20 protein-coding genes are annotated in these 25,726 nt (G+C 69.3%); 12 read left to right on the top strand and 8 right to left on the bottom strand.

Translation table 11 applies throughout. From position 1 onward, the window contains the following. Positions 1-107 precede the first annotated feature (107 nt). Positions 108-1,193, top strand: a complete 1,086-nt coding sequence (locus ACYR7D_RS25890; RefSeq protein ID WP_459547119.1) for a YihY/virulence factor BrkB family protein — start codon at positions 108-110, stop codon at positions 1,191-1,193. A gap of 8 nt (positions 1,194-1,201) precedes the next feature. Here the strand turns inward: ACYR7D_RS25890 and ACYR7D_RS25895 are convergent, their stop codons facing one another. After that, entirely contained in the window at positions 1,202-1,438 is a 237-nt protein-coding gene (locus tag ACYR7D_RS25895) for a DUF3039 domain-containing protein (RefSeq protein ID WP_459547120.1), read from the bottom strand. A gap of 131 nt (positions 1,439-1,569) precedes the next feature. Here ACYR7D_RS25895 and ACYR7D_RS25900 point away from each other — a divergent pair, with 131 nt between their 5' ends. From ACYR7D_RS25900 to ACYR7D_RS25910, 3 genes are all read left to right on the top strand, one after another. Then, positions 1,570-2,010 carry a DUF3099 domain-containing protein gene (locus ACYR7D_RS25900; RefSeq protein ID WP_459547121.1) on the top strand — a complete coding sequence of 147 codons (441 nt, stop codon included), beginning with the start codon at positions 1,570-1,572 and terminating at the stop codon, positions 2,008-2,010. Between the two features lie 83 nt (positions 2,011-2,093). Next, a complete protein-coding gene (locus ACYR7D_RS25905) occupies positions 2,094-3,623 on the top strand; it encodes a DUF7782 domain-containing protein (RefSeq protein ID WP_459547122.1) in 1,530 nt (509 codons plus the stop codon). A 164-nt stretch (positions 3,624-3,787) separates the two neighbouring features. Then, a complete protein-coding gene (locus tag ACYR7D_RS25910; protein WP_432909589.1) occupies positions 3,788-4,756 on the top strand; it encodes a sigma-70 family RNA polymerase sigma factor in 969 nt (322 codons plus the stop codon). 361 nt (positions 4,757-5,117) lie between these two features. On the opposite strand, the gene ACYR7D_RS25915 is transcribed toward ACYR7D_RS25910, so the two are convergent. Beyond that, positions 5,118-7,820, bottom strand: coding sequence for a bifunctional acetate--CoA ligase family protein/GNAT family N-acetyltransferase (locus ACYR7D_RS25915; protein ID WP_459547123.1), 2,703 nt, complete (start codon positions 7,818-7,820; stop codon positions 5,118-5,120). After that, on the bottom strand, positions 7,813-9,078 hold the full coding sequence (locus ACYR7D_RS25920; RefSeq protein ID WP_459547124.1) for an acetoin utilization protein AcuC: 1,266 nt from the start codon (positions 9,076-9,078) through the stop codon (positions 7,813-7,815). Before ACYR7D_RS25920 ends, ACYR7D_RS25915 begins: the two co-directional genes overlap by 8 nt. A gap of 183 nt (positions 9,079-9,261) precedes the next feature. On the opposite strand from ACYR7D_RS25920, the gene ACYR7D_RS25925 reads away from it, so the two are divergent. Both ACYR7D_RS25925 and galE read left to right on the top strand, forming a co-directional pair. Further along, entirely contained in the window at positions 9,262-9,948 is a 687-nt protein-coding gene (locus ACYR7D_RS25925; RefSeq protein WP_459547125.1) for a metal-dependent transcriptional regulator, read from the top strand. 3 nt (positions 9,949-9,951) lie between these two features. Further along, positions 9,952-10,932 carry a UDP-glucose 4-epimerase GalE gene (gene galE / locus ACYR7D_RS25930; RefSeq protein WP_459547126.1) on the top strand — a complete coding sequence of 327 codons (981 nt, stop codon included), beginning with the start codon at positions 9,952-9,954 and terminating at the stop codon, positions 10,930-10,932. Between the two features lie 17 nt (positions 10,933-10,949). On the opposite strand, the gene ACYR7D_RS25935 is transcribed toward galE, so the two are convergent. Further along, positions 10,950-12,314, bottom strand: coding sequence for a DUF4192 domain-containing protein (locus ACYR7D_RS25935; RefSeq protein WP_459547127.1), 1,365 nt, complete (start codon positions 12,312-12,314; stop codon positions 10,950-10,952). Positions 12,315-12,740: 426 nt separating this feature from the next. On the opposite strand from ACYR7D_RS25935, the gene ACYR7D_RS25940 reads away from it, so the two are divergent. The 3 genes from ACYR7D_RS25940 to speD all read left to right on the top strand — a co-directional run bounded on the left by ACYR7D_RS25940 (position 12,741) and on the right by speD (position 16,771). Then, positions 12,741-13,682, top strand: coding sequence for a PAC2 family protein (locus ACYR7D_RS25940; RefSeq protein WP_459547128.1), 942 nt, complete (start codon positions 12,741-12,743; stop codon positions 13,680-13,682). A gap of 72 nt (positions 13,683-13,754) precedes the next feature. Further along, complete coding sequence (locus tag ACYR7D_RS25945; RefSeq protein ID WP_459547129.1) at positions 13,755-16,253, top strand: DEAD/DEAH box helicase; 2,499 nt, start codon at positions 13,755-13,757, stop codon at positions 16,251-16,253. Between the two features lie 35 nt (positions 16,254-16,288). Then, on the top strand, positions 16,289-16,771 hold the full coding sequence (gene speD, locus ACYR7D_RS25950; RefSeq protein WP_459547130.1) for an adenosylmethionine decarboxylase: 483 nt from the start codon (positions 16,289-16,291) through the stop codon (positions 16,769-16,771). Here the strand turns inward: speD and ACYR7D_RS25955 are convergent. Next, complete coding sequence (locus ACYR7D_RS25955) at positions 16,694-17,329, bottom strand: DUF5134 domain-containing protein (RefSeq protein WP_459547131.1); 636 nt, start codon at positions 17,327-17,329, stop codon at positions 16,694-16,696. The two genes, speD and ACYR7D_RS25955, sit on opposite strands and share 78 nt — an antisense overlap. A gap of 221 nt (positions 17,330-17,550) precedes the next feature. On the opposite strand from ACYR7D_RS25955, the gene hrpA reads away from it, so the two are divergent. Then, a complete protein-coding gene (gene hrpA, locus ACYR7D_RS25960) occupies positions 17,551-21,813 on the top strand; it encodes an ATP-dependent RNA helicase HrpA (RefSeq protein WP_459547132.1) in 4,263 nt (1,420 codons plus the stop codon). A gap of 79 nt (positions 21,814-21,892) precedes the next feature. On the opposite strand, the gene nrdR is transcribed toward hrpA, so the two are convergent. Together nrdR and ACYR7D_RS25970 are read right to left on the bottom strand one after the other, a co-directional pair. Beyond that, positions 21,893-22,363, bottom strand: coding sequence for a transcriptional regulator NrdR (gene nrdR / locus ACYR7D_RS25965; protein ID WP_459550293.1), 471 nt, complete (start codon positions 22,361-22,363; stop codon positions 21,893-21,895). Between the two features lie 213 nt (positions 22,364-22,576). After that, entirely contained in the window at positions 22,577-23,023 is a 447-nt protein-coding gene (locus ACYR7D_RS25970) for a hypothetical protein (RefSeq protein ID WP_459547133.1), read from the bottom strand. A 261-nt stretch (positions 23,024-23,284) separates the two neighbouring features. Between ACYR7D_RS25970 and lexA the strand changes: the two genes are divergently transcribed. Further along, the gene (gene lexA, locus ACYR7D_RS25975) at positions 23,285-24,016 is read left to right on the top strand and encodes a transcriptional repressor LexA (RefSeq protein WP_459547134.1); all 732 of its coding nucleotides are present in this window, start codon (positions 23,285-23,287) and stop codon (positions 24,014-24,016) included. 69 nt (positions 24,017-24,085) lie between these two features. Beyond that, a complete protein-coding gene (locus ACYR7D_RS25980) occupies positions 24,086-24,763 on the top strand; it encodes a histone deacetylase (protein ID WP_459547135.1) in 678 nt (225 codons plus the stop codon). 52 nt (positions 24,764-24,815) lie between these two features. On the opposite strand, the gene ACYR7D_RS25985 is transcribed toward ACYR7D_RS25980, so the two are convergent. Beyond that, entirely contained in the window at positions 24,816-25,694 is an 879-nt protein-coding gene (locus tag ACYR7D_RS25985) for a helix-turn-helix domain-containing protein (RefSeq protein WP_459547136.1), read from the bottom strand. Positions 25,695-25,726: the final 32 nt, after the last annotated feature.

Below are 25,726 nucleotides of genomic sequence, written 5' to 3' on the forward strand. Positions count from 1 at the left end.
CCGGCCCGCCTTCCCGCCCGCGGTAACCCGTGATCCGACCGCCGGGTGCCGGCATGTTGCCGGGTGCCACAACGCTGTCCGCACACGTGCGCGATGCTGGACACATCATGCACAGCTACGGACGCGAACCCGGCGCGGATCAGCCGGGTACCGTGCGGCTCCGCCACACCGCCGCCCAGGCCCGCCGGCTCGTCGCCCGCGTCGCCGTCAAATCCTGGGATGACTCGATTTTCGCCAAATCGGCGGCAGCGGCGTTCTGGCAGACGCTGTCGCTGGTGCCGCTCCTTTTCGGAGTGCTCGGCGGTCTGGGTTATGTCAGTGGACTGTTCGGCCCGGACACGGTGAAGATCGTCGAATCGAAAACCCTGACCTTCAGCCGGAATCTGTTCAGCCCCAGTGTGGTCAGCGATCTCATCGAACCGACGGTCGGTGATGTGCTGGGCCAGGGCCGGGCGGCGGTCGTCTCGGTGGGTTTCGTGCTGTCGCTGTGGGCCGGCTCGTCGGCGATGTCGACCTTCGTAGATTCGATCGTGGAGGCGCACGACCAGCAGGACGCGCGCAACCCGGTCTGGCAGCGTATCTTCGCGCTGCTGCTGTACGTGCTGTTCCTGATCGCGGCGGTGTTCATCCTGCCGCTCGTGGCGCTGGGCCCGGTGTTGATCGGCCGGATCCTGCCCGATACCTGGCGGGAGCCCGGGCTGCGGCTGATCGATACGTTCTACTACCCGGCGGTAGGTCTGCTGCTCATCATCGGCCTCGCCACGCTGTACAAACTCGCCCTGCACAGCTCGCTGCCGTACCACCGGCTCTTCTGCGGGGCCCTGGTCGCGGCGGTGTTCTTCATGGCGGCCAGCGAGGGGTTGCGCCGGTATCTGAGCCTGGTCACCCGCACCGGGGTCAGCTACGGGGCGCTGGCCACACCGATCGCGTTCCTGCTGTTCACCTTCTTCCTCGGCTTCGCGGTGATCCTCGGTGCCGAGTTCAACGCGGCGGTACAGGAGTTCTGGCCCGCGCGGGCCACCCGGATGGAGCAGTTCAAGGCGTGGCTGGCCAAACGCCGCGGTACGCCCGCGGAAGAGGCCCCCACGCCGGAGCCCGGCGCGCACCGCGTACCACCACGCCGACGCGGCCCCGACCGGGGGCACGACACACAGGGCGGCGACGGGACACCGGCGCCGCTACCCCGGCGCTGAGGCGGGGCTCAGTCGCCCTTACGCAGCTGTTCGTAGACCTTCTTGCATTCCGGGCAGACCGGCGAACCGGGTTTCGGCGAGCGGGTGACCGGGAAGACCTCACCGCACAGGGCGACCACCATGGTGCCCATGACGGCGCTCTCGGCGATCTTGTCCTTCTTCACGTAGTGGAAGAACTTCGGGGTGTCGTCACCGGTTGTCTCGTCGGTGGTCGTATCGGGGCGAACCAGAGTATCGGTACTCACGCCTTCCATGATGCCGCACGACCCACCATGATCACCGGAGTGCCCGCCTCGGCGGTTCCGGCAGGCGACCTCCGGTTTCGCCCGGGGGACGGAGTGTGCACCGCGACGGCAGTAGTGCAAGACTCGGAGGTATGCAACAGCACCGCGAAGACTCCGGGCACGACCCGGAGCACCTCGACGCCGGTGCGAGCGGTCGTGGTGCGCAGTCCGGCACCCCGCGACCGGCCCGTCCCTCCCGTTCGCCCGGTTACTTCCCCGGTGACGACGCCAGACACGCCGCCCTGATCACCAAGGCCGCCCCCTCCTTCGAGGAGCAGCATCGTGCCCGGGTCCGTCGCTACACGATCATCATGGCGTTCCGGATCCCGGCACTGGTGTTGGCGGCCGTCGCCTACGCCGCCTTCGGAAACGGCCTGGTCTCGATCCTGATCATGGCGGCCTCCGTTCCGCTCCCGTGGATCGCGGTACTGATAGCCAACGACCGCCCGCCACGGGAGAAGAACGAACCCAGCCGGTGGGACCGTCCCCGCCCGGCCCTGGAAGAACACCGGCACGACGCGATCGACGGCTAGGTTCGCACTCCGGCCACGCCGCACCCCGTCCTTCTCCGGGTGCGGGCGCCCGGGCACGCGCGAGCAGGTGGCAGAGTACCGCTGTGCCCACCTACGGATCGACCACCACATCACCCCTGACCGCGTTGTGCCCGGCCCTACGGACCGCCCTGACCCGGGTCGGGTACGACGCGGACACCCTGCTGGAGGTACTCGGCACCGATGTGCACGCGGCCCTGGGCCGCGGCGAGCCCGTACCGGTGCGCCGGGCCGCGCGTGCCGCCGGTGAACTGGGCACGCTGATCCGGCTGCTGCTCCTCGGCGACCCCCTACCCGAACCGGAAGTGGCCGCCGCGCTGGCGCCGGTCCGTATCGACGATGCCGTGGCCGCCGGGCTCCTCACCCGTGCGGACGGCCGGATCCGGGCGGCACTGGACCTGCGGCCCCTGGACGCCGGTGCGGGCAATCGCTGGATCCTGTCCGATCTGGACGATGCGATGCGCCGGCGCACCCTGACCGAAGACCATGTGCTCGGGGTGGGGCACGCCTCGTTGTCGCTCCTGCGCGCCACCCCTACCGCGCCGGCCGGTTCGGTCCTGGACCTGGGCACCGGCTGCGGCATCCAGGCGGTGCACGCGGCCTCCTACGCGGCCACCGTGACCGCCACCGATGTGAACCCCCGGGCGCTGTGGCTGGCCGAGGCCACCGCCGCCCTCAACGAACTGGATATCGAATTCCTGGCGGGCTCGTGGTTCGAACCGGTGGCCGAGCGCCGGTTCGACCGGGTGGTGGCCAATCCACCCTTCGTAGTGGGTCCCGCACGGATCGAGCACACCTACCGTGATTCCGGGCTGGCCCTCGACGGCGCCAGCGAACTGGTGATCTCCCGGACTCCCGAGCTACTCGCGCCCGGCGGTACCGCCGCCATGCTCGCGGCCTGGGTGCATACCGAGGACGAGGACTGGCGGCAGCGTGTTTCGGGCTGGCTGCCGGAATACGGTATCGACGCCTGGATCGTCCAGCGCGATATCGCCGATCCGGCGCTCTACGTCGGCACGTGGCTGCGCGACGCCGGCCTGGACCCGCGCAGCCCCGCGGCGCAGCAGCGGGCCGAGGAGTGGCTCACCACGTTCGAGGAGGCCGGGGTGAGCGGTATCGGGTTCGGATTCGTGTACCTCCGGGCCTGCGACGGGCCGACGGAGGTGCTCGCCGAGGATCTGGCCCACGGTTTCGACGATCCGCTCGGCACCGAGGCCCTGGCCTACTTCGAACGCTCCGCCTGGCTGCGCGCGGTAGCCGCCGACCCGGACCTGGCCTGGCGTTCCCGGTACCGGGTGGACGCGGCGACCGCCCTCGAACGGGTGTATCTGCCGGGCGCCGAGGGCTGGACACCGCGCGTCACCCGGGTGCACCGCGGGGACGGTCCGCGGTGGCAGCACGAGGTGGACGAGACCTCCGTCTCCCTGCTCGCGGGAATGCGGCCGGACGGTCTGCCGTTGTACGACCTGATCGAACTGCTGGCCCTGTCCGAGGGAGCCGACGAGGTCGCACCCGAATTCGCGGACGCGGCGCTGGGGGTGGTCGCCGGTCTCGTACGCCACGGACTGATCCACCCGGTCCCGCAAGGCGACTGAAACAGGGGTTCCCCGGCCTGCCGATGGGTTCTCGTTCTCAGGAACTTCTCAGAACACCATGGCGAAAACCGCAGTTCAGAGCGGTTTATCCGCGCCCGGCGAGGGAACTTTCCCTATGTCGGGTCCGTTGTTCGGAGTGAGACACCACCGACAGGAGGCAAGTCATGACAAGCCCCGCCACCACTCGTGTGCGCCCCAGTGATACGGACCTCGACGCTCAGAGCCCTGCCGCCGACCTGGTACGTGTGTACCTGAACGGTATCGGACGGACCGCGCTGCTCACGGCTGCCGACGAAGTAGAGCTGGCCAAGCGCATCGAGGCGGGTCTCTATGCCCAGCACCTGCTGGAGACCGGCAAGCGATTGTCGGCGACCCGCAAGCGTGATCTGGCGATCGTGGTCCGGGAGGGCCAGGCCGCGCGGTCGCATCTGCTGGAAGCCAACCTACGTCTGGTCGTCTCGCTGGCCAAGCGGTACACCGGTCGCGGTATGCCCCTGCTGGACCTGATCCAGGAGGGCAACCTCGGGCTCATCCGGGCGATGGAGAAGTTCGACTACGCGAAGGGCTTCAAGTTCTCGACGTACGCCACCTGGTGGATCCGCCAGGCGATCACCCGGGGTATGGCCGATCAGAGCCGCACCATCCGGCTTCCGGTCCATCTCGTGGAACAGGTCAACAAACTGGCCCGTATCAAGCGCGAACTGCATCAGCAGCTCGGCCGGGAAGCAACCGATGAGGAGCTGGCCGCCGAATCCGGTATCGCGGTGGAGAAGATCGCCGATCTGCTCGACCACAGCCGCGACCCGGTGAGCCTGGATATGCCGGTCGGCAACGACGAAGAGGCTCCGCTGGGCGATTTCATCGAGGATTCGGAAGCCACCTCGGCCGAAAGCGCTGTCATCGCCGGCCTGCTGCACCATGATGTGCGGAGCGTGCTGAACACCCTCGACGAGCGCGAACAGCAGGTTATCCGGCTGCGGTTCGGCCTCGACGACGGACAGCCGCGCACGCTGGATCAGATCGGCAAACTGTTCGGCCTTTCTCGCGAACGTGTCCGGCAGATCGAGCGTGAGGTGATGTCGAAACTCCGCAAGGGTGAGCGGGCGGACCGCCTGCGCGCCTACGCCAGCTGAGCGGAGCATCCCCAGCTGAGCGGAGCATCCCGAGGGTGATCGGCCCCGCGGCCGGTCACCCTATATTCCCGCTACGGCCCACGTCCGCGTGCCCGGACGATTTCCGGGCGGATATCCCTTCCCGGCACAGCCGGGTCCCGAACGGTGACCGCTGCGGTCACCGGGCGCCGATCGAGCCGGCGCGCCCGTCCCCTCGGGGCCGCGCGGCTCCTCGGCGCCCTCGACCCCCGGGCTTCGGCCCGGAGGGTCGTCCTCTCCCGGAAGCGATGGCAGTCACAGCACCGCCCGCGACGATCACCGCCCCGGCCCCTGCTGCCGAGCCGAGCCCGGCCCACCGGCAACGGACGCGGCCTTCGCCCGGTCAGCCGAGCCGCCGCGGCCCGGTATCGAAACGACTCGGCTGCGGGCCGATCCGCGCCCGGGCATACAGGATCGCGGCCGATTCCGGAGAGGCCAGGACCGGTTCGCACGAGAGCTCCCGCATTTCCGGAAGGTCGTCGAACATCGCCGATATACGCTGTGTCAGATCGACGAGCGCCGCCTTGTCGACCCGTGGACTGGCCGGAGTCCCGTTGAGCAACGGCGCCGCTCGTGGAGCATCGATCAGCGCCGCCGCTTCCGCCTCGGAGAGCGGCAGCGCCCGGTAGGCGCGGTCACCCAGGAGTTCGATGATGGGCCCGGAGAGACCGAATTCGATCACCGAACCGAATGCCGGATCGTCCTGGACCTTCAACACGCAGCCGACACCCTTGGGCGCCATCCGCTGGATGTGCACGAGCGGATCCCCGCACAGTTCGGCCAGATCGCGGTACGCCTGCCGCACCGCGTCCGGACGCCACAGATCCAAGCGGACCCAGCTCAGGTCCGGGCGACGACGCCAGCTCTCGTTCGTGGCTTTGGCGGCCACCGGATAACCCAGTGCCGCCGCGGCCGCGACCGCCGCGTCGGCATCGCGCACCGCGCGGAACTCCACCACGGAGACGCCGTAGCAGTCGAGCAGTTCCACCGTTTCGTCATCGGTCAGCCACCGCCCACCCGGTTCGGTCGTCCACCGCGCCATCAGCCGGGTGGCCCGGTCGGTGTCGATTCCTTCCGGACGCCCGGCTCCACCGCCGGGCAGGGCCGCGCCGTCTCCGGTCGGGGACGCGGGCAGATCCCGCCACCGGGCATAACGGTGCACCCTGGCCAGTGCGCGTACCGCGCGCGCCGGATCCGGATAGGAGGGGATGGAACCGCGGATCGCCACAGCTCCCGGCCCCCGCATGGCGAGCAGATTCGGAATACCGTCGCCACCGGCGAAGGTCGTCAACACCGGCTTCGAACTGTCCGCGGCGGCGACCGCGGCCCGGATCGCCTCGGCGTAACCGCTCTGGGGTAGCGGGATCGGGGGCGCGAAGATGACGATCACCGCGTCGACCTCCTCCGCTTCGAGGGCCGCCGTGACCGCGGCGTAGTACTCCGCCGGGGTGGCCTGCGGCCCGAGGTCCACCGGCTCCGATACGGTGAGACCCTCGCTCCGGGCGGCGTCGGAGGTGAGCCAGTTGAGTGCCGTGCTGTTGCCGACGACCGCCGGGCGCGGCCCCCGCGGCAGCGGCTGGTAGCCCAGCAGGGCCGCGCAGTCGAACATCTCCGAGATCGAATCCGACTGGATCACACCGGATTGCGCGAAGAGGTCACGCACGATGGAGCGATCCAGCTCCCCCTCGGTGAGACTGCGGGCGGCCAGCCGGCTGGGACTGACCGCCACGATCGGTTTGTTCCGGGCCACGCGCCGGGCGATCCGGGAGAACTTACGGGGATTACCGAAACTTTCCAGATACAGCAGGATCACATCGGTATCGGCGTCGGTATCCCAGTACTGCAGGAGATCGTTACCGGAGACATCGGCGCGATTGCCGGCGGAGACGAAGGTGGACAACCCCAGATTCCGGGTGGCCGCCTCGGCGAGGATCGCCACGCCGAGCGGTCCGGATTGGCAGAAGAAACCGATTCGGCCCCGGCCCGGCAGCAGGGTGGCCAGTGTCGCGTTCAAGCCGACCGCCGGATCGGTGTTCGCGATCCCCAGCGCGCTCGGCCCCACCACCCGCATCCCGTGCCCTCGTGCCGCGGCCACCAGCTCCGCCTCCGCGGCCCGGCCCTGCTCCCCCGTCTCTCCGAAACCGGAGGAGAGCACCAGCAGGCCCTTCACCCCCTTGGCCATACAGTCGTCGAGCACCGAGCCGATGGCGGCCGCGGGCACCGCGACCACGGCCAGATCCACCTCGTCCGGGATATCGCGCACGGTCGGGTAGGCATGGACCCCGCGCACCGCGCCGCGTCCGGGATTCACCGGGTACACCGCGCCCTGGAAACTTCCGTCCAGCAGATTGGCCAGTACCACCCCGCCGACCCGTCCGGTGCTCGGCGTCGCGCCGATCACCGCCACCGAACGCGGAGCCAGGAGGTTCCCCACGCTGCGGGCCTCGGACGCGCGCTCGCGCGCATCCCGTACCGACCGCAGCGCCTCGGTGGGGTCGATAGCGAATTCCAAGTGCAGAACCGAACCGTCCCGGCTGCGCTCCACTTGATAACCCGCCTCACGGAACACCGTGACCATCACCGTGTTCTCGGCCAGCACCTCGGCGACGAAGGTATCGATCCGGTTCTCCGCCGCCGCACCGGCCAGATGCTCCAGCAGGATCGACCCGAGACCGCGGCCCTGGTGTTCATCGGCCACCACGAAGGCGACTTCCGCGGCACGGGATCCGGTGCGGTCCAGCAGTTCGTAGCGGCCGACGGCGATGATCGCCTCACCGAGCACGATGACCAGCCCGACCCGGTCGCGATAGTCGAGATGGGTGGTGCGATACAGATCCTTCGGCGAAATACGCGGATAGGGCCCGAAATAGCGGAGATAGCGGGTGCGCTCGGACAGGGCGGTGTGGAAACGCTGCAGCTCGTCGGCGTCGTCGGGGGTGATCGGGCGCAACCGCACCACACCGCCGTCGGAGGCCAGGACATCGGCGTGCCAGTGCTGCGGCGCCGGTGCCGGATCGTCGGGAACGCTGTCGGCGGAGTCAGTCACGCGGATCCTCCGGGTCCAGGCCGAGCGGGCCGAAGCACGCTCGGCGGGTGGCGAGAACGGCCGTATCGACAGCGCGTTGAGCGCGGTCCACCCGGGCATCCCCGGTTTCCGCGGTTCCCCCCGGCCCGTCCCACCGTTGGAACGTGACATCCACACCGTCGCCCATGGTGCGGGGCGGCGCTACCCGCGGCCTGTCGGCATGTACGAGATCTATCCAATCCTGCGGTATCGCGGTGGCCGGGTCCACCGGGCGGTCCAGGGCGATGCCCAGGAGATGCGTCCAGGCTCGGGGCACCACGCGGACCACCCCGTAGCCGCCGCCACCGACCGCCAACCACCGTCCCTCGGCGTACCGGTCGGCCAGCTCGCGCATCGTGACGAAAGCAGCCCGCTGGCCCTCCACCCCGAGTTCGAGATCGGCGAGCGGATCCTCCCGGTGGGTATCCACTCCGCACTGACTGATCACCAGCTGCGGCCGGAACGCCGCCACCGCCGCGGGGACCACCGCATGGAAGGCACGTAGCCACTGCGGGTCGCGAGTGCCCGGCATAACCGGCAGATTGATCGCGGTGCCGTCCCCGGCACCGCTACCGGTTTCGTCCGGCCATCCGGTATTCGGCCAGAGCGTCGCCGGATGCTGGTGGATCGAAATGGTCAGCACCCGTGGATCACGGTAGAAGGCGTGCTGTACCCCGTCGCCGTGGTGGACGTCCACGTCGATATAGGCGATACGGTCGAAACCGTGGCCGAGCAGCCAGGAGATGGCCACCGCCACATCGTTGTACACGCAGAAACCGGCCGCCCGCCCCGGCATGGCGTGGTGCATCCCGCCGCCGATACTCACCGCACGCCGGGTGGTCCCGGTGGCAATGGCCTGTGCGGCGGCCAGCGTACCGCCGACTATCACCGACGATGCCTCGTGCATCCGTGGGAAGACGGGGTTGTCCGCGGAGCCGAGACCGTAGGGCGGGTCCGTGGGAGGATCGCCCGGACCCTCCGGTGGGATCGCCTGCCGCACGGCCTCGATGTAGTCCGCGGCGTGCACGCGCATCAGGTCGGCGCTATCGGCCGGACGGGGTTCCAGCAGTTCGATTCCGTCGAGTACACCGAGCGCGCGCGCCAGCGCCATGGTGTAGCGCAATCGCACCGGTTTCATCGGGTGTTCGGGGGTCCACGAGTAGTCCAGGAACCGGTCGCTCCATACGACGGTTCCCGTCTGCCCGGGGCGGGAATTTCCGTCCGGTGGTGCAGTGGCCATGATCGCAACCGTATCGGGAAGGGTGAACCCCCATCGCACGTTGTCATGCAGTAGAAATACATGTATGCGCGACTGCGGCGCCGGGCCGCGCGCCGACAGTATTCCCATCGCGTCAGGCGATCCGCTCCATTCGATCGGGGTCGCTGGTGCGCAGGTAGAATTCGTGCCGACGAAGGGGCAACAGTGAAGGATCTGGTCGACACCACGGAGATGTATCTCCGTACCATCTACGACCTCGAGGAGGAGGGCGTAGTACCCCTGCGCGCCCGCATCGCCGAACGTCTCGAGCAGAGCGGTCCGACGGTCAGCCAGACCGTGGCACGGATGGAGCGCGACGGACTGCTGTTGGTGGCGGGCGATCGCCATCTCGAACTGACCGAGAAGGGCCGCAGTATGGCCGTGGCGGTGATGCGCAAACACCGGCTCGCCGAGCGGTTGCTGGTCGACATCATCGGGCTGGACTGGCAGAACGTCCATGCCGAGGCATGTCGGTGGGAACACGTGATGAGCGAAGACGTCGAGCGACGGCTGGTCGAGGTGCTCAATCATCCGACCACCTCGCCGTACGGCAATCCCATCCCCGGATTGGACGAATTGGGGATCACCGCGTCCGAACTCCTGGAAGAGCCGCTGAAGCGTTTGTCGGAGCTGCCGCAGGGCGAGACCCACGCCGTGGTGGTGCGCCGGCTGGCCGAGCATATCCAGACCGACCCCGAGGTGATCGGACGGTTGCGCGAGGCGGGTGTGGTGCCCGACGCCCGGGTGACCGTGGAGAGCAAACCGGGCGCGGTGGTCATCACGGTACCGGGGCATACGGGTTTCGAATTGCCCGATGAAATGGCCCACGCCGTTCAGGTGAAACTGGTCTGATCGATGAAACTTCTGGTTACCGGCGGGGCCGGTTATGTGGGTGGGGTCTGCGCGCTCGTTCTGCGGGAGCAGGGCCACGACGTGGTCGTCCTCGACGATCTGTCCACCGGAAACGCCGACGGCGTACCCGAGGGCGTGGAATTCGTCCGCGGTGATATCGCCGAGGCGGCGCCGGAACTGCTGCGGACGCGGCAGTTCGACGGGGTATTGCACTTCGCGGCGCAATCGCTGGTCGGCGAATCGGTTCAGCAACCCGAAAAGTACTGGTACGGCAATGTGGTGAAAACCCTCACGCTGCTCGAGGCGATCCGGGAGACCGGGACACCCCGGCTGGTGTTCTCCTCGACCGCGGCGGTCTACGGGGAGCCGGAACAGGTTCCGATCACCGAGGAGGCGCCGACACGGCCCACCAATCCCTACGGCGCCTCGAAACTGGCGATCGACCACGCCATCACCTCGTACTCGGCCGCCCACGGGCTGGCGGCGACGAGCCTGCGCTATTTCAACGTGGCCGGCGCCTACGGCGGTCTCGGCGAGAACCGCGTGGTGGAAACCCATTTGATTCCGCTGGTGCTGCAGGTGGCCGCGGGGCACCGGGATTCCATCGCGGTCTTCGGTACCGACTGGCCGACACCCGATGGAACCGCGATCCGCGACTACATCCACATCCTGGATCTGGCGCAGGCACATCTGCTGGCCCTGGAAAGCGCTACGGCGGGTACCCACCGCGTCTTCAATCTGGGCAGCGGTACGGGATTCTCCGTACGCGAGGTGATTTCGGCGTGTGAACGGGTCACCGGAGGTCCGATCGCCGCGGTGGACGCCCCGCGCCGAGCCGGTGATCCGGCGGTACTGATCGCCTCGAGCCGCCGGGCCGTCGACGAACTCGGCTGGCGGCCGAAGCACAACGATCTCGATGAGATCGTCTCCACCGCATGGTCGTACCTGCGGGGGCTCGGCTCCCGCGCCCACAGCGCACGCTGACCGCCACGCGGGGTGGGTCACCGCTCCGCATCCAGGTCGATACCGAGGTCGGCGGCGGTTTCCCGCCCGCAGCGCGCCAGATCGCGCAGGCGGCGGGGCCGCATGCCGGCCTCGAGCGCGGTATGCAGCAGATTGGCCATGGAATGGCGCGGATCGGCCTCCAGTGCCGCGTCCAAAGCGATTCCGGCGAGCGGGCCGTCACCCCGTACATAGGCGAAATACCCCAGCAGCATTGCCGTTTCGGCACGGTCGGCGCCGTCCAGGGCACGGGTGAGCCGGCCCCACAAACTTTCCGACGCTTCGGCGTGCCCGGTTTCCGCCAAGGCGAACATGGCGTCACGGACAGCCCGGTCGCGCAGGGCCACCGCGATATCCGCCAGCTCGCGCGGGCTCAATTCCGCTCCGGACTCGGTGTTCGTGATCAGCCAGAGCACCGTCATCAGTTCGCCCCGTAGAAAACCGGCCGGGTCGTCGCGCCGGGCCGCGGCCGCATAGCGATCCTTGGCCCGGGTCCGTGCCTCGTCGAGTTCTTCCGCGACCCGGTCTCGTAGCGCGTCCTCCACGGCGATCAGCGCGGTGAGCTCCTCCCGGCTGCTATGGATGGGCCGGCCGTCCAGTACGCGGCCCAGGGTGACGGTCGATGCCACCGGGTCGGCAATCCTGCCTCTGCGCGCCGGTACGGTCAGACTCCACCACGGCTGCCCGGCGACGATCGCCCGGACGGCCCAGACGCCCCGTATCGGTACAGCGTGAGAGGCCAGCCGCCGCTCGAGTTCCTGGAGTACCGGCACACGGTGCGCGACCGCGGTACCCGGCTCGGGGAGCTCGTCGTCGACGAGGACCGCGAGCACCCCCACCACGCCGGGACGGGCACAGACCCGGGCGGCAGCGGCGGCCACCGTCGTGCCGGCGCCGGGAGGCTCGGTGGCGGGGTGCCGCAGATCGAACCGTACGACGAGGTCGATGAGCGCGCTGTTCGCCGCGCCGGGAGCCGCGCACAGGACCGCCAGCACCAGCGACCGTTCCGGCTGGAAACCGAGCATCGCGGGGATCGCGGCGATGAGATCGCCGGGTTCGTCGAGCCGGGCGGGCCCGGAAAGGGGCCGCCCGTACCCGTCGCCCGAACGGTCGGCGCAGCGGATCGGGGCGGTATCGGCCCCGGTCCCGTACCGGTGCGCAGCCGGCTCGGGACCGGTATCCGGCCCGGGGCGGGATGTGGGGCGCAGCGCCCCGGCCGCCATCGCCCGTGCGGTGGGGCACCGGTACCGGGTCGGGGCCGTCTCGGCCCCGGTCGTACCGGATCGTCGCCGTGTCCCGGGACGGCAACGCGCCGTACGGGCGGTGGCGGTGGCGGCAGTGGCGGGTGTCACAGCGGGGTTCATGGCATCAGCATGCGCGCCGAGGATCCGGCGTCACCTCTCGCGACCTGGGAAAACAGCAGAATTCGACAGGTCTGTGGAAATACCGCGGGCTGTGGACAACTTCGTTTCCCACCCGGTGGCCCCGGCCGCCCGTCCGCCTCGCGCACCACCGGCCCGGAATTCGGGCGCATCCCGGCCGGCACTGTGCCACACTCCCCGGTGATGTTCGCCGGCCACATCGTCGCCACCCGGCACGAGACCGACCGGAGTCCGGGGAATTCACCGGCGGCGGTAGCTGTTGTCGGAAACGGAGCCGATGTGCGGCCGCGTGTAGCCGTTCATCGTCATGGGGGACAATGAAGGGTGATTCGCGGCTCGCGGCGGCAGCGAATACCCGCACTGTTGTTCGACCGGCCCGCCGACGAATCGCGCAGGAAGGAGTACGCGATGGACTACGAGTCGCGAATGTACGAATTGGAGTTCCCCGCTCCGCAGCTGTCGGCCGACGACGGCTCGGGCCCCGTCCTGGTGCACGGCCTGGAGGGGTATTCCGACGCGGGGCATGCGGTACGGCTGGCCACCACTCATCTGCGGGAAAGCCTGGAAAGCGAGCTGGTCGCCTCGTTCGATGTCGACGAGCTGTTGGACTACCGGTCGAGACGGCCCCTGATGACCTTCAAATCCGACCATTTCGCCGAGTACGCCGAACCCGAGTTGAACCTGTGGGCGCTGCGCGATACCGCGGGTACGCCGTTCCTGCTGCTCGCGGGGATGGAGCCGGATCTGCGCTGGGAGAAGTTCACCTCCGCGGTCCGCTTGCTGGCCGAACAGCTCGGGGTGCGCCGCAGCATCGGCCTGAGCGCCATCCCCATGGCCATACCGCACACCCGCCCGCTGGGCGTCACGGCGCATTCGTCGAACCGGGAGCTCATCCCGGACAATCAGCGCTGGCCGGGCGAGCTGCAGGTGCCCAGCAGCGCCTCCACGCTACTGGAGTACCGGATGGCCCAGCACGGCCACGAATCGCTGGGTTTCTCGGTTCATGTTCCGCACTATCTGGCCCAGACCTCGTATCCGGAGGCCGCGCAGACCCTGCTCGAACATGTCGGGGAGAACGCCGGGCTCCAGATTCCGCTGGCCGCGCTCGGTGAGGCAGCGGCCCGGGTGCGCGAGCAGGTCAACGAGCACATCGCCGGCAACGCCGAGGTGGAGACGGTGGTGCATGCGCTGGAGCGGCAGTACGACACCTTCGTCACCGCTCAGGAGCGGCAGTCCAGTCTGCTGGTCGGCGAGGGCGAGCTGCCCAGCGGCGACGAGCTGGGCGCCGAGTTCGAACGGTTCCTGGCCGAACAGGGTGGCTACTCCGGCGACGACGACGAACGCGGCTGAGTACGCCGGCGCGCACCGGCACCGGGCGACCGTGCCGGTGCCGGGTGCCGGCTACGCCGTAGGGTGGCCCGGGTGGATCTGACCGAACTGCTCGAGATACCGGGAACCGACGCCGACGCGCTCTACGAGTCGTTCACAGCATGGGCCGCCGAGCAGGGCACGCCGCTCTACCCCGCCCAGGACGAGGCGGTCATGGAGCTGGCATCCGGCTCGCACGTGATCCTCGCCACCCCGACGGGGTCGGGGAAGTCGCTGGTCGCCGTGGGCGCGCATCTGTTCGCGCTGACCCAGGGCCTGCGCACCTACTACACGGCACCGATCAAGGCGCTGGTGAGCGAGAAGTTCTTCGCGCTCTGCGAGGTGTTCGGCGCCGAGCGGGTCGGTATGGTCACCGGCGACGCCGCGGTGAACCCGACCGCTCCCATCATCTGCGCCACCGCCGAGATCCTCGCCAATCTCGCGCTCCGTGAGGGTCCCGACGCCGATGTGGGCCAGGTGGTGATGGACGAATTCCATTTCTACGCCGACCCCGATCGGGGCTGGGCCTGGCAGGTTCCGTTGCTGGAACTGCCCCGGGCCCAGTTCCTGCTGATGTCGGCCACACTCGGTGAAGTCGATTTCTTCGCCGCGGATCTCGAACGACGCACCGGGCGCGCCGCCGCGGTGGTGGCGGGCACCCAGCGTCCGGTGCCCCTGCACTTCTCCTATGCGCGTACCCCGATCACCGAAACGCTCGGCGAACTGGTGAGCACCCATCAGGCGCCCGTGTACGTCGTGCATTTCACCCAGGCCGCCGCGCTGGAGCGGGCGCAGGCGCTGACCAGTGCGAATTTCGCCAGTCGCGCTGAAAAGGACGCCATTGCCGAGGCGCTCGGCGAGTTCCGGTTCTCCTCCGGGTTCGGCAAAACGCTCTCGCGGCTGATCCGCCACGGTATCGGCGTGCACCACGCGGGAATGCTGCCCAAATACCGGCGGCTGGTGGAACGCCTCGCCCAGGACGGCCTGCTCAAAGTGGTGTGTGGCACCGACACCCTGGGTGTCGGTATCAACGTCCCCATCCGCACCGTACTGCTGACGGGCCTCACCAAATTCGACGGCGTACGCACCCGCCGGCTGAAGGCCCGCGAATTCCATCAGATCGCCGGTCGCGCCGGCCGGGCGGGCTTCGACAGCATGGGCACGGTGGTGGTGCAAGCGCCGGAACACGAGATCGAGAACACCCGGCTGCTGGCCAAGGCCGGTAACGACCCCAAGAAGATGCGGAAGGTACAGCGGCGCAAACCGCCCGAGGGTTTCGTCTCGTGGAGCGAGGAGACCTTCGACCGGCTGGTTACCGCCGCACCGGAACCGATGGTGTCCCGGTTCGCGGTGACCAATTCGATGCTGTTGAACGTGATCGCCCGTCCGGGCAACTGTTTCGAGGCGATGCGGCATCTGCTCGAGGACAATCACGAACCGCGCCCGGCGCAGCGCCGGCATATTCTGCGCGCGGTACGGCTCTACCGCGCCCTGCGCGACGCCGGGGTGGTGCAGCAGCTGCCCGAACCCGATGAACAGGGCCGCTATGCCCGCCTCACGGTCGATCTGCAACGGGATTTCGCACTGGACCAGCCGCTGTCACCGTTCGCCCTGGCCGCTTTCGAACTGCTCGACACCGGATCACCCAGCTATGCCCTGGATATGGTGTCGCTGGTGGAGGCGACGTTGGAGGATCCCCGGCAGTTGCTGATGGCCCAGCAGCACAAGGCCCGGGGGGAGGCCGTAGCCGAGATGAAGGCCGAGGGTATCGAATACGACGAGCGGATGGAACTGCTCGAGGAGATCACCTGGCCGAAACCGCTGGCAGAGCTGATCGAGGGCGCCTACGAGACCTACCGGGCCGGGCATCCGTGGCTCTCGGAATTCGCCCCGTCACCGAAATCGGTGGTCCGCGACATGGTGGAGCGGGCCATGACCTTCACCGAACTCATCTCCTACTACGAGCTCGCCCGCTCGGAAGGTGTGGTGTTGCGTTACCTCGCCGATGCCTATCGCGCGTTGCGCCGCACGGTGCCCGAGGCGGCCCGCACCGAGGAACTCGACGATCTCACCGAATGGCTGGGAGAGCTCGTGCGGCAGGTGGATTCGAGCCTGCTCGACGAATGGGAACAGCTGACCGGTGCCGGTGCGGAAACCGATGCCGAGCAGATCGCGTTCGGCGCCGAGACCGTGCGGCCGATCACCGCCAACGAACGCGCGTTCCGGGTCATGGTGCGCAACGCCGTGTTCCGCCGGGTGGAGCTCGCGGCACGGCGGCGCTGGGACGAACTGGAGGCCCTGTCCCCCGGTCCGGACTGGGAGACCGACCTCGCCCCCTACTTCGAGGAGTACGGAACCATCGGTACCGGGCCGGACGCACGCGGCCCGCAGCTGTTCCGGATCGAGACACGTCCCGGGTTCTGGGAGGTACGCCAGATACTCGACGATCCGGCGGGCGATCGCGGATGGGCGATAATCGCGACCGTGGACCTGACCGAATCGGATGCCGCCGGCGATGTGGTGTTCGACGAGGTCTCGGTGGTGGCGGGATGAGGCACGGGCAGGGTAGAAGTGGGTGGGGGTGAGAGGTGACGGCGGAATTCACCGGCCGGCACGTGCTGGCCGAGTTCGGGGGCGTCGACAGGGCGCTCTGCGACGATATCGTCGCGCTGGAGGCGGCGCTGCGGGCCGCGCTGACCGGCGCGGGCGTCACCATCTGCGAGGTGGTGGGTCAACAGTTCCGGCCGCACGGGGTCACGGTGCTGGCGCTGCTGGCCGAATCCCATGCGTCCCTGCACACCTATCCGGAAACCGGTGACATCTTCGTCGACGTGTTCACCTGCGGGTCCGCCGCCGACAGCGCGGGTACGGTGGCCGAACTGCTCCGCGCCGCGCTCGCCCCCCGGTACGTGCGTATCTCCACCGTGCACCGTGGCCGGGCCGCGGCCGACCCCTCCCCGCTACCGCCTCCGGCGCCGAGTGGGTCTGTCGGCTCAGCCCACCGCGCCGGCGATCAGCATGTACGCCATGCCGAGGTCCATGATCAGGTGCGGCAGGATCGCCGACGGTAGTCCGCGGCCGGGTGCCCACTGCACCGGGTGGGCCGACCACCGGCGGCCGCGGCCGGTCCGCGCGGTGACGAGCACCACGACCGCGTCCATCAGGAACAGGGCGGCGAAGCCGAACGCCACGAGCGGCTGCGGCACCGCTGTGTGACCGGCACCGGAATGCCCCGACATCGTGTACAGCATCACCCCGGCCGCGACCACATGGTAGGCGAGGGCCGCGACCGGGTGCCCGGGCCGGGCGGGGCGTTCGCGATACCAGCGCACGGCCCGATCGGCGAACAACAGCGCGAACACCAGGGTCATCGCGAGGAGCAGACCGTGCAGGGCGTGCCCGTTCAGCTGCTGCGGAAACAACACCATGATCAGCATCACCGCGCACATGAGTAGGTGCGCCGCATCGGATTCGTGGTCGCCGTCCGCGCAGTGGGCTGCACCGCCGCGCTCGCCGGTGACCAGTACCGGCCGGCCGAACACCCGTGCCAGCACCACCAGCGCCGCAACCGCGAAAGCCGCCGCAACCAGCAGGCGCATCCCCATCTGATAGATCTCGAATTCGGCCATGCCGCACTGCCTTTCGCGGAGATAGCAACCCTCCCATGGTCGCATGACCATTACCGTGGCAGCTCCCCCTCGTGGTCCGGACGGGTATCCCGGACGGTTCGCACCACACCCCACGATCCGGCCCGCGGTCCCGCGCTCTCCCGGCGCCGCGCCGCGCGACACCACGAACGGTCCAGGCCGCAGCGGCCGCCCCACCCGGCTTCGTTACCCTGGTTGACGCAATGACCAGGACCGCAGTCAGCCAGCGGGAGCTTCGCACTCGCTTGGCCTCTCTCACCCTCCGCGACGAACACCGGCTGCGCAGGCAGCTGGATCGGGCGCGGGGCGGCGATCTCTCCCGGGTAGCGGCGGAGATCACGGCCGCCGAACAACGCATCGCGGCCCGGCGCGCGGCGCTACCGGTGATCACCTATCCGGAACAACTTCCGGTGACCGGGCGCCGTGACGATATCGCCGCCGCCATCGCCGCCCACCAGGTGGTGGTCGTGGCGGGGGAGACCGGCTCCGGGAAGACCACCCAGATCCCCAAGATCTGCCTCGAGCTCGGTCGCGGTATCCGCGGTGCGATCGGCCATACCCAGCCGCGCCGGCTGGCGGCGCGGACGGTCGCCGAACGGATCGCCGAGGAACTGGACACCGAACTCGGCGACGCGGTCGGCTACACGGTGCGTTTCACCGATCAGGCCGCCGAGCACACTCTGGTGAAACTGATGACCGACGGGATCCTGCTGGCCGAAATCCAGCGGGACCGGTTGCTGCGCGCCTACGACACGATCATCATCGACGAGGCCCACGAACGCAGCCTCAATATCGATTTCCTGCTCGGCTACCTCAAGCAGTTGCTACCGCGCCGCCCGGATCTGAAGATCGTCATCACCTCGGCCACCATCGATCCGGAACTGTTCGCCCGGCATTTCACCGACGACGCGGGTGATCCGGCCCCCATCGTGGAGGTCTCCGGCCGTTCGTATCCGGTGGAGATCCGGTACCGCCCGCTCGCGCTGCCGGTTCCGGCGGAGGACGAGGCGGAAGAGGACGAGCAGCGGGCGGTGGACCGCGACCCGGTGGACGCGATCTGCGCGGCGGTCACCGAATTGTTCACCGAAGGCGACGGCGATGTCCTGGTTTTCCTCTCCGGTGAGCGGGAGATCCGCGATACCGCCGACGCCCTGAAGGATCTGAAGCTGCCCCGCACGGAGATCCTGCCGCTCTATGCCCGCCTGTCGGCCGCCGAACAGCACCGGGTTTTCGCCTCGCACACCGGCCGCCGGGTCGTGCTGGCGACGAATGTGGCCGAGACCTCGCTGACCGTGCCGGGGATCCGGTACGTCGTGGACCCGGGCACCGCGCGGATCTCGCGGTATTCGATGCGTACGAAGGTGCAGCGCCTACCGATCGAGCCGATCTCGCAGGCGTCGGCACGGCAACGGGCCGGCCGCTGCGGCCGTGTCGCGGACGGTATCTGCATTCGCCTGTATTCCGAGGACGATTTCGAGTCCCGGCCCGCGTTCACCGATCCGGAGATCCTGCGCACCAATCTGGCGGCGGTCATCCTGCAGATGACCGCGCTGGGTCTGGGTGAGATCGAACGGTTCCCTTTCGTCGAGGCCCCGGACAACCGGGCTGTTCGCGACGGCATCGCCTTGCTCGAGGAACTGGGTGCCCTCACCCGCGCCGGCGCTGCGGGGTCCGCGGCGGCCGATGGGCGCGCGGCGCCGGCCGGTTCGCCGCCGCCGGACGGCCGTGCGGCGGTAGCGGAATCCGCCGCCGGTGAGCCGGGCCGGTCGCGATCCGAGACCGCCGCCGGCACGGAGTCCGGCGAGAAGGCCGGAACCCGTTCGACGGGCCGGGTGCTCACCCCCACCGGCCGGGAGATGGCACGGCTGCCGGTGGATCCCCGGATGGGCCGCATGCTCGTCGAGGCGCACCGCACCGGCTGCCTGGCCGATGTCCTGGTGATCGTGGCCGCCCTCTCCATCCAGGATGTCCGGGAACGCCCGGCCGACCAGCAGCAGGCGGCGGACGCCCAGCACGCCCGGTTCACCGTGCCGAACTCCGATTTCCTGGCCTACCTGCGGCTGTGGGAGTACCTGACCGGCCAGCGAAGAACCCTGTCCGCCAATCGCTTCCGGCGGATGTGCCGGGAGGAGTTCCTGCACTATCTACGGATCCGCGAATGGCAGGACCTCTACGGACAGCTGCGCACCATCACCAAAGGGATGGGCTGGTCGCTGCACGACCGGACCGATACCCGGAAGGAGGCCGGGCCGGCCGAACGCGGCCCCGGCGCACCGGTCACGCGCCGCCGGCGCGGCCGGAAAGGCGGTACACCGGATTCTCCGGCCGCGGGCGCACCTACCGACAGCACCGCGCCCACCCGGCAGCACACCGGGCCACGGCGGGTCGAAGAGATGACGCCGGATACCGACCCGTGGGACGCGACCGCCATCCATCAGGCTCTGTTGTCGGGCATGCTGTCGCATATCGGGGTGCGCGAAGCCGAATCCCGCGAATTCCTCGGCGCGCGGAACGCGAAGTTCATGATATTCCCGGGTTCGGCGCTGGCCAAGAAACCGCCACGCTGGGTGATGGCGGCCGAATTGGTGGAGACCTCGCGTCTGTGGGGCCGGATGGCCGCTCGTATCGAACCCGAATGGGCGGAACGGCTCGCCGGTGATCTCGTGAAACGCACCTACTCCGAACCTCATTGGTCGGCCAAGCGCGGAGCGGCCCGGGCCTACGAACGGGTGACGCTCTACGGCATACCTCTGGTCACCGGGCGGCCTGTCGACTACGGCCGGATCGACCCGGAGATCTCCCGGGAACTGTTTCTGCGGCATGCCCTGGTCCAGGGCGAGTGGCAGACCCGGCACGAGTTCTTCCATCACAATCGCGCGCTGCTCGAGGATATCGCCGATCTCGAACACCGGGCCCGCCGCCGCGACATCCTGGTCGACGACGAGGTCCTGTTCGAGTTCTACGACCGCCGGATCCCGGCCGATATCGTCTCGGTACGGCATTTCGACACCTGGTGGAAAACAGCGCGCCGCCAGGATCCCCACCAACTGGATTTCACCACCGACACCGTGGTGAACGAGGGCGCCGACCGCCTGGATCCCGCCGCTTTCCCGGACATGTGGCGCCAGGGGGAGCTGTCCTTCCCACTCAGCTACCAGTTCGAACCGGGCCGGGCCGACGACGGGGTGACGGTCCACATCCCGGTGGCGCAACTGGCCCATGTGCGGGCGGTCGGGTTCGACTGGCTGGTCCCCGGAATGCGTACGGAGCTGGCCGCGGGGCTGATCAAAACCCTGCCCAAACAACTGCGCCGCGCGGTGGTGCCCGCACCGGACTTCGCGGCGGCCGCCCTGTCCGCGCTCACGCCGCGCGCCGAACCGCTGCGCACCGGGCTGGCCCGGGAACTCACCCGGCTCGCGGCCACACCCATCGCACCCGGCGATATGGATCCGGGCGCGCTTCCCGACCATCTGCGGATGACCTTCGCCGCCACCGGTGCCGACGGCGAAATCCTCGCCACCAGTAAGAGTTTGGCCCAGCTGCGGAGCCGGCTCGCGGATCAGGTCTCGGCTTCGGTGGCGGCGGCGACCGCGAGTGCGGAACGAGCCCCGGCAACAGTGTGGACATCGGAGTCCCTGGGCACGCTGGCGCCGACAGTGCGCCGGGAGGTCGGGGGGCAGACCATCACCGGATATCCCGCGCTGGTCCCGGAAAGCGAGGGGGTGGCGGTCCGGGTGCTCAAAACTCCGGCCGAACAGGCACGGGCTATGCGCGCGGGTACTCGGGCGCTGGTACTGCGCGCGATTCCCACCTCGGTGCGCGGGGTGACGGCCGGTCTGTCGCCGGCGGACCGGCTGGTATTGAGCCAGAACCCGTACGGTTCGGTGGAGGCCCTGGTCGAGGACTGCCGGGCCGCGGCCGCCGATCAGCTCATCGCGGCGGCGGGCGGACCGGTACGCGATCCGGCCCGCTTCGAGCAACTCCTCACCGCGATCAGGCCGAAACTGAACGATGTGGTGATCCGGATCATCCGGCTGGTGGTTCCGGTGCTGGCCGCCACCCACGAGGTATCGACCGCGCTCGCCGCGGCCCGGGAAGCCGATATCGCCCAGGATGTGCGGGACCAGCTGGACGAGCTGCTCTTCGCCGGTTTCATCGCACGATGGGGTCCGGCCCGGCTCCGGGAGCTACCCCGGTATCTGCGGGCCGCGGCGGCCCGGCTCGCGGCATTGCCCGCTTCGGCCGCGCGGGACCGCCAGAGTATGGCGGAGGTCGACGCCGCGCTGAGCGCTTACGATCAGCTGCTCGCCCGGCTGCCGGAATCGCGCCGGAACGCGGCCGAGGTCACCGAGATCTGGTGGATGATCCAGGAGCTGCGGGTGAGCCTGTTCGCACAGAAACTGGGCACCCCGCATCCGGTTTCGCTGAAACGGATCCAGAAGGCGATCGGGGCCGTCCGCCGCTGATCCGCCCGGTTCCGTGCCGAGCGTTCACCGGTCTCGGTGTGCCACCCGCGAGACCGGCATGCGGTACTCGCCCGCCTGGTCACTCCCCCGCGCCGACGGCCGCGGCCCGGGCCCGCCGCATCTCCCGGATCTCCCGCTCGAAATCCTCGGCCGAGGAGAACGAGCGATACACGGAGGCGAAGCGCAGATACGCCACCTCGTCCAGTTCGCGTAACGGCCCGAGTATCGCCAGCCCGACCTCATGGCTCGGCACTTCCGGCGCCCCTTTGGCCCGTACCGCGTCCTCGACCTGCTGGGCGAGCAGGTTCAGCGCGTCGTCGTCCACCTCCCGGCCCTGGCAGGCGCGACGTACCCCTCTGATGACCTTCTCGCGGCTGAACGGTTCGGTGACCCCGCTGCGTTTGACGACCGACAGGATCGCCGTTTCCACCGTGGTGAACCGGCGACCGCATTCCGGGCACGCGCGTCTGCGGCGAATGGCGGCGCCCTCGTCGGCCAGTCGCGAGTCGACGACCCGGGAGTCGGGGTGTCGGCAGTACGGGCAGTGCATCCGGGGTCCTTCGTCGCTGCGAACGCTCGCGGCCGGACCGGCACCGGTCGCGGGCCCGGCGAGCGCGGGTACCGGGTGGGTGCCCGGTACCGGGTGAGCCGGTGACGGGCACCGGCACATCGGCATACCACGGTCGAGAATACCGGCACGGGGTGTCTCGTGGGTGCGCTCACCCCGGTACCGGACGCACACGAGACCGTCATGTTATCCCGGTCAGGGAGCGCCCACCTCCACCGGCGGGGCCGGGACGGCCGGTGCCGGAGCCGGGTCGGGGGCACGCAGATGCGCCAGGGCCAGGAAGGCGACCACCACCGCCGCGCTGACGACCGCCGTCAGCGCCGTCGCCGCGTACCCGGCCCGGGCACGCTCCACCAGTTCCGCGGGAGTGGCCGGCGCGGCTTGCGGCGGCCGGGCCGGACGGCAGCGGTGGGCCACGGCGGGGCGCGGAGCCATTGCCACCGCACGGCCGCCCGCCCCGCTTCCTCGCGGCACCGCGGGGCAGGGGCGGGGCGGGCGGACCCGTGGCGTCGTTCGCACCGGCAACCCACCCCCGGCCGGACCGTCTGTTCCGGTCTCCCCCAGCTGGATCGGAACGGACGGTGCCCGCCCGGTGGCGTCTTCCCGCGTACCGGTGCGGAACGCGCTGGTGGCAGTGTTCATCGGATAGACCTCCGTGCTGGTTGCCGGTGGAACCGCGAGCGGTATTCGATCAAATGTTCGACGAACTGGTGTTCGATTTCTACCACGTTCGAGGGATAATGTCAGTAGCAACGCCGGACATACCTCGAACAGATGTTTGATAGATCGGAGTGCGCGGACTAGATTCACTGCACGACATGAACTTCGAGCACGGCCGGGCCGGGCCCGCTCGCCGGGACGCAGATCCACCGGACCGGAGATCGATGAGAAAGGGCGGTTGTAGTGAGCCGATCAGATGACGCGGGGGCCGGCCCCGGCGCCGAGCCGGCGGCGAACGGCACGGACCTCACCGTGCGCCAGCGCAAGGTGCTCGAAGTCATCCGCTCCTCGGTCAGCTTGCGCGGCTATCCGCCCAGCATCCGCGAAATCGGTGACGCGGTGGGGCTGAACTCCACTTCCTCCGTCGCACATCAACTGCGCACCCTGGAACGCAAGGGATACCTGCGGCGCGACCCCAATCGTCCCCGGGCCGTGGACGTCCGCGGTATGGACGAGGCCGTACGGTCGGTCACCACCCTCGCCCCCGCCGAGACCACCACACCGGGCCGGCCCACCCCGGCCACCGATACCGAGCAGCCGGTTCCCACCTATGTGCCGGTACTCGGACGGATCGCCGCCGGCGGCCCGATCCTGGCCGAACAGGCCGTGGAGGATGTCTTCCCCCTCCCTCGCGAACTGGTCGGCGACGGATCGCTGTTCCTGCTCAAGGTCGTAGGAGAATCCATGGTCGACGCGGCGATCTGCGACGGCGACTGGGTGGTCGTCCGCCAGCAGAACGTGGCCGACAACGGCGATATCGTCGCCGCGATGCTCGACGGCGAGGCGACCGTGAAAACGTTCAAACGCAGCGGCGAGGACGTCTGGCTGATGCCGCACAACCCGCTGTTCGAACCCATTCCGGGCAACGACGCGCGGATTCTCGGCAAGGTCGTCACCGTGATCCGTAAGATCTGACAGGTGGCCGGACCGGCCATCGAGCCGTTCCGGCCACCGTCCCGTGCTCCGGCCGGAAACGGAGAAACCATGGCCACGCACCCCTACGATCGCCGCTCCGGCATACCGGACCGGATCTGGTATGCGGCCTATGGTTCGAACACGAACCCGCAACGACTGAACTGCTATGCCATGGGGACGGCTCCGCCCGGCGCGACCGAGTACGCCGCGGGGCCCTTGGCGGGCGGCTGGCGCGACCGGGCCTCCCCGGTATGCTCGGCCGGCCTCGTACTGCCCGGCCTGCTCTATTTCGCCTCGGAATCGGCCATCTGGACCGGGGGCTGCGCCTTCTACGATCCGAGCACCCTCTCCGGGACCGCGGTCCGGGTATATCTCCTGAGCCGGGCTCAGTTCAGCGATCTCGTCGCCCAGGAGATGTACCGGTCGCCCGGTACCGATCTCGATCTCACGGAGGTACTGCGCGCCGGGAGTTCCCGGCTCGGCCCCGGTCGCTACGAAACCTTGGTGTGCCCGGGCACCTACGCGGGCATACCGGTTATGACCTGCACAGCCCCTTGGCGTTGGCGCGATCTCAGCGGTAACCCGCCCGCGGCCGCCTATCTCCGCCATATCGCGACCGGTCTCCGCGACGCCCACCGGTGGTCATTGCGGGAAACCGCCGGTTATCTCGCCAGCCGGCCCGGTGCGGACACCCACTGGACCCCGCAGGCCTTGGCCCGGGTGCTGCGAGCCGGTACGAACATCTGAATCCGTACCCGCGCCGCGCCACCCGGCCCGGAGCGCCCCCGATGCCTCCCCCTCACTCTTGCTCGCCCGCCGTCTGCAAGGCCACGGAAATCGCCTGGGCGCCCGCGCGGACGATATCGATATAGCGGGCCCGGTCCACCGGCCCGACCTCCGCCCGCAACGGGCCCAGCTGCAGTTCGTAGGGCGCCTCGCCGCCGCGGAGGACCGGAGCCGATACATAGCTGACCGGCAGCGGATACGGGACGTCGATATCGGCGGCGGAGTAGGCGCGGGAGGTCAGGCGCCCGAGCTGACGCAGCACCCGGGTACGGAGCGCGGGTTGCAGGAGTTCGGCCCCGATGGCTCCGAGCAGTTCGGTGAGTACATCGACCAGCCCGGCGTCGTCGGTTTCCGGCCGGAACATCGCGAAGCCGTGCGTGGTGACGAAATCCAGCAGTTCCCGCGCCTCGGTCCGCTCACCCGCCGAACCGAGCCAGCGCTCCCGGACGGCGGCCGTACGCCACGGCATGACCGCGGCGCCGGCGGGATAGGTCACCGGGATCGACTGGCCCACCGAAAGTCCCGGCACGATACGCTCCCCCGCGTAGTGCTTCGCGACGATGGTGAGTCGTTCACCGGAGATCCGGCCGAGGGTGGCCCCGCAACCGGCGGCGTCGGCCGCTGCCGCCAGTTCCGCCCGGATCGCGGCGGTGGCCGCGGCCGGTTCCGCCACGCCCAGCCGCTCCAGAGCGGGTCCGAGCCGGTACGCCAGGCCGGTATCCCGTACCACCCAGCCCGCCGCGCACAGTTCACCGAGTACCGCCGTCACGGTCGCGCGGGCCAACGACAGGCGCGTCACGATTTCCGATACGGTCAGCGCGCGTTCGGATTCCGCGAGCAGTTCGATCACCGCAACCACCCGGCGGGTGGGCGGTGAGGCCGCAGGGGCCATCCGACACGCTCCCTTGTCGACCGGTCGCCCGG

The organism is Nocardia sp. X0981, assembly GCF_977089955.1.

Bases quoted from the DNA above. Each gene is read 5' to 3' on its own strand.
- ACYR7D_RS25920 (WP_459547124.1), bottom strand. From the start codon at position 9,078: ATGGCCACTGCACCACCGGACGGAAATTCCCGCCCCGGGCAGACGGGA.
- ACYR7D_RS25955 (WP_459547131.1), bottom strand. From the start codon at position 17,329: ATGGCCGAATTCGAGATCTATCAGATGGGGATGCGCCTGCTGGTTGCG.
- ACYR7D_RS25890 (WP_459547119.1), top strand. From the start codon at position 108: ATGCACAGCTACGGACGCGAACCCGGCGCGGATCAGCCGGGTACCGTG.
- hrpA (WP_459547132.1), top strand. From the start codon at position 17,551: ATGACCAGGACCGCAGTCAGCCAGCGGGAGCTTCGCACTCGCTTGGCC.
- ACYR7D_RS25935 (WP_459547127.1), bottom strand. From the start codon at position 12,314: ATGAACCCCGCTGTGACACCCGCCACTGCCGCCACCGCCACCGCCCGT.
- ACYR7D_RS25970 (WP_459547133.1), bottom strand. From the start codon at position 23,023: ATGAACACTGCCACCAGCGCGTTCCGCACCGGTACGCGGGAAGACGCC.
- ACYR7D_RS25940 (WP_459547128.1), top strand. From the start codon at position 12,741: ATGGACTACGAGTCGCGAATGTACGAATTGGAGTTCCCCGCTCCGCAG.
- ACYR7D_RS25900 (WP_459547121.1), top strand. From the start codon at position 1,570: ATGCAACAGCACCGCGAAGACTCCGGGCACGACCCGGAGCACCTCGAC.
- nrdR (WP_459550293.1), bottom strand. From the start codon at position 22,363: ATGCACTGCCCGTACTGCCGACACCCCGACTCCCGGGTCGTCGACTCG.
- ACYR7D_RS25980 (WP_459547135.1), top strand. From the start codon at position 24,086: ATGGCCACGCACCCCTACGATCGCCGCTCCGGCATACCGGACCGGATC.
- galE (WP_459547126.1), top strand. From the start codon at position 9,952: ATGAAACTTCTGGTTACCGGCGGGGCCGGTTATGTGGGTGGGGTCTGC.
- ACYR7D_RS25985 (WP_459547136.1), bottom strand. From the start codon at position 25,694: ATGGCCCCTGCGGCCTCACCGCCCACCCGCCGGGTGGTTGCGGTGATC.
- ACYR7D_RS25910 (WP_432909589.1), top strand. From the start codon at position 3,788: ATGACAAGCCCCGCCACCACTCGTGTGCGCCCCAGTGATACGGACCTC.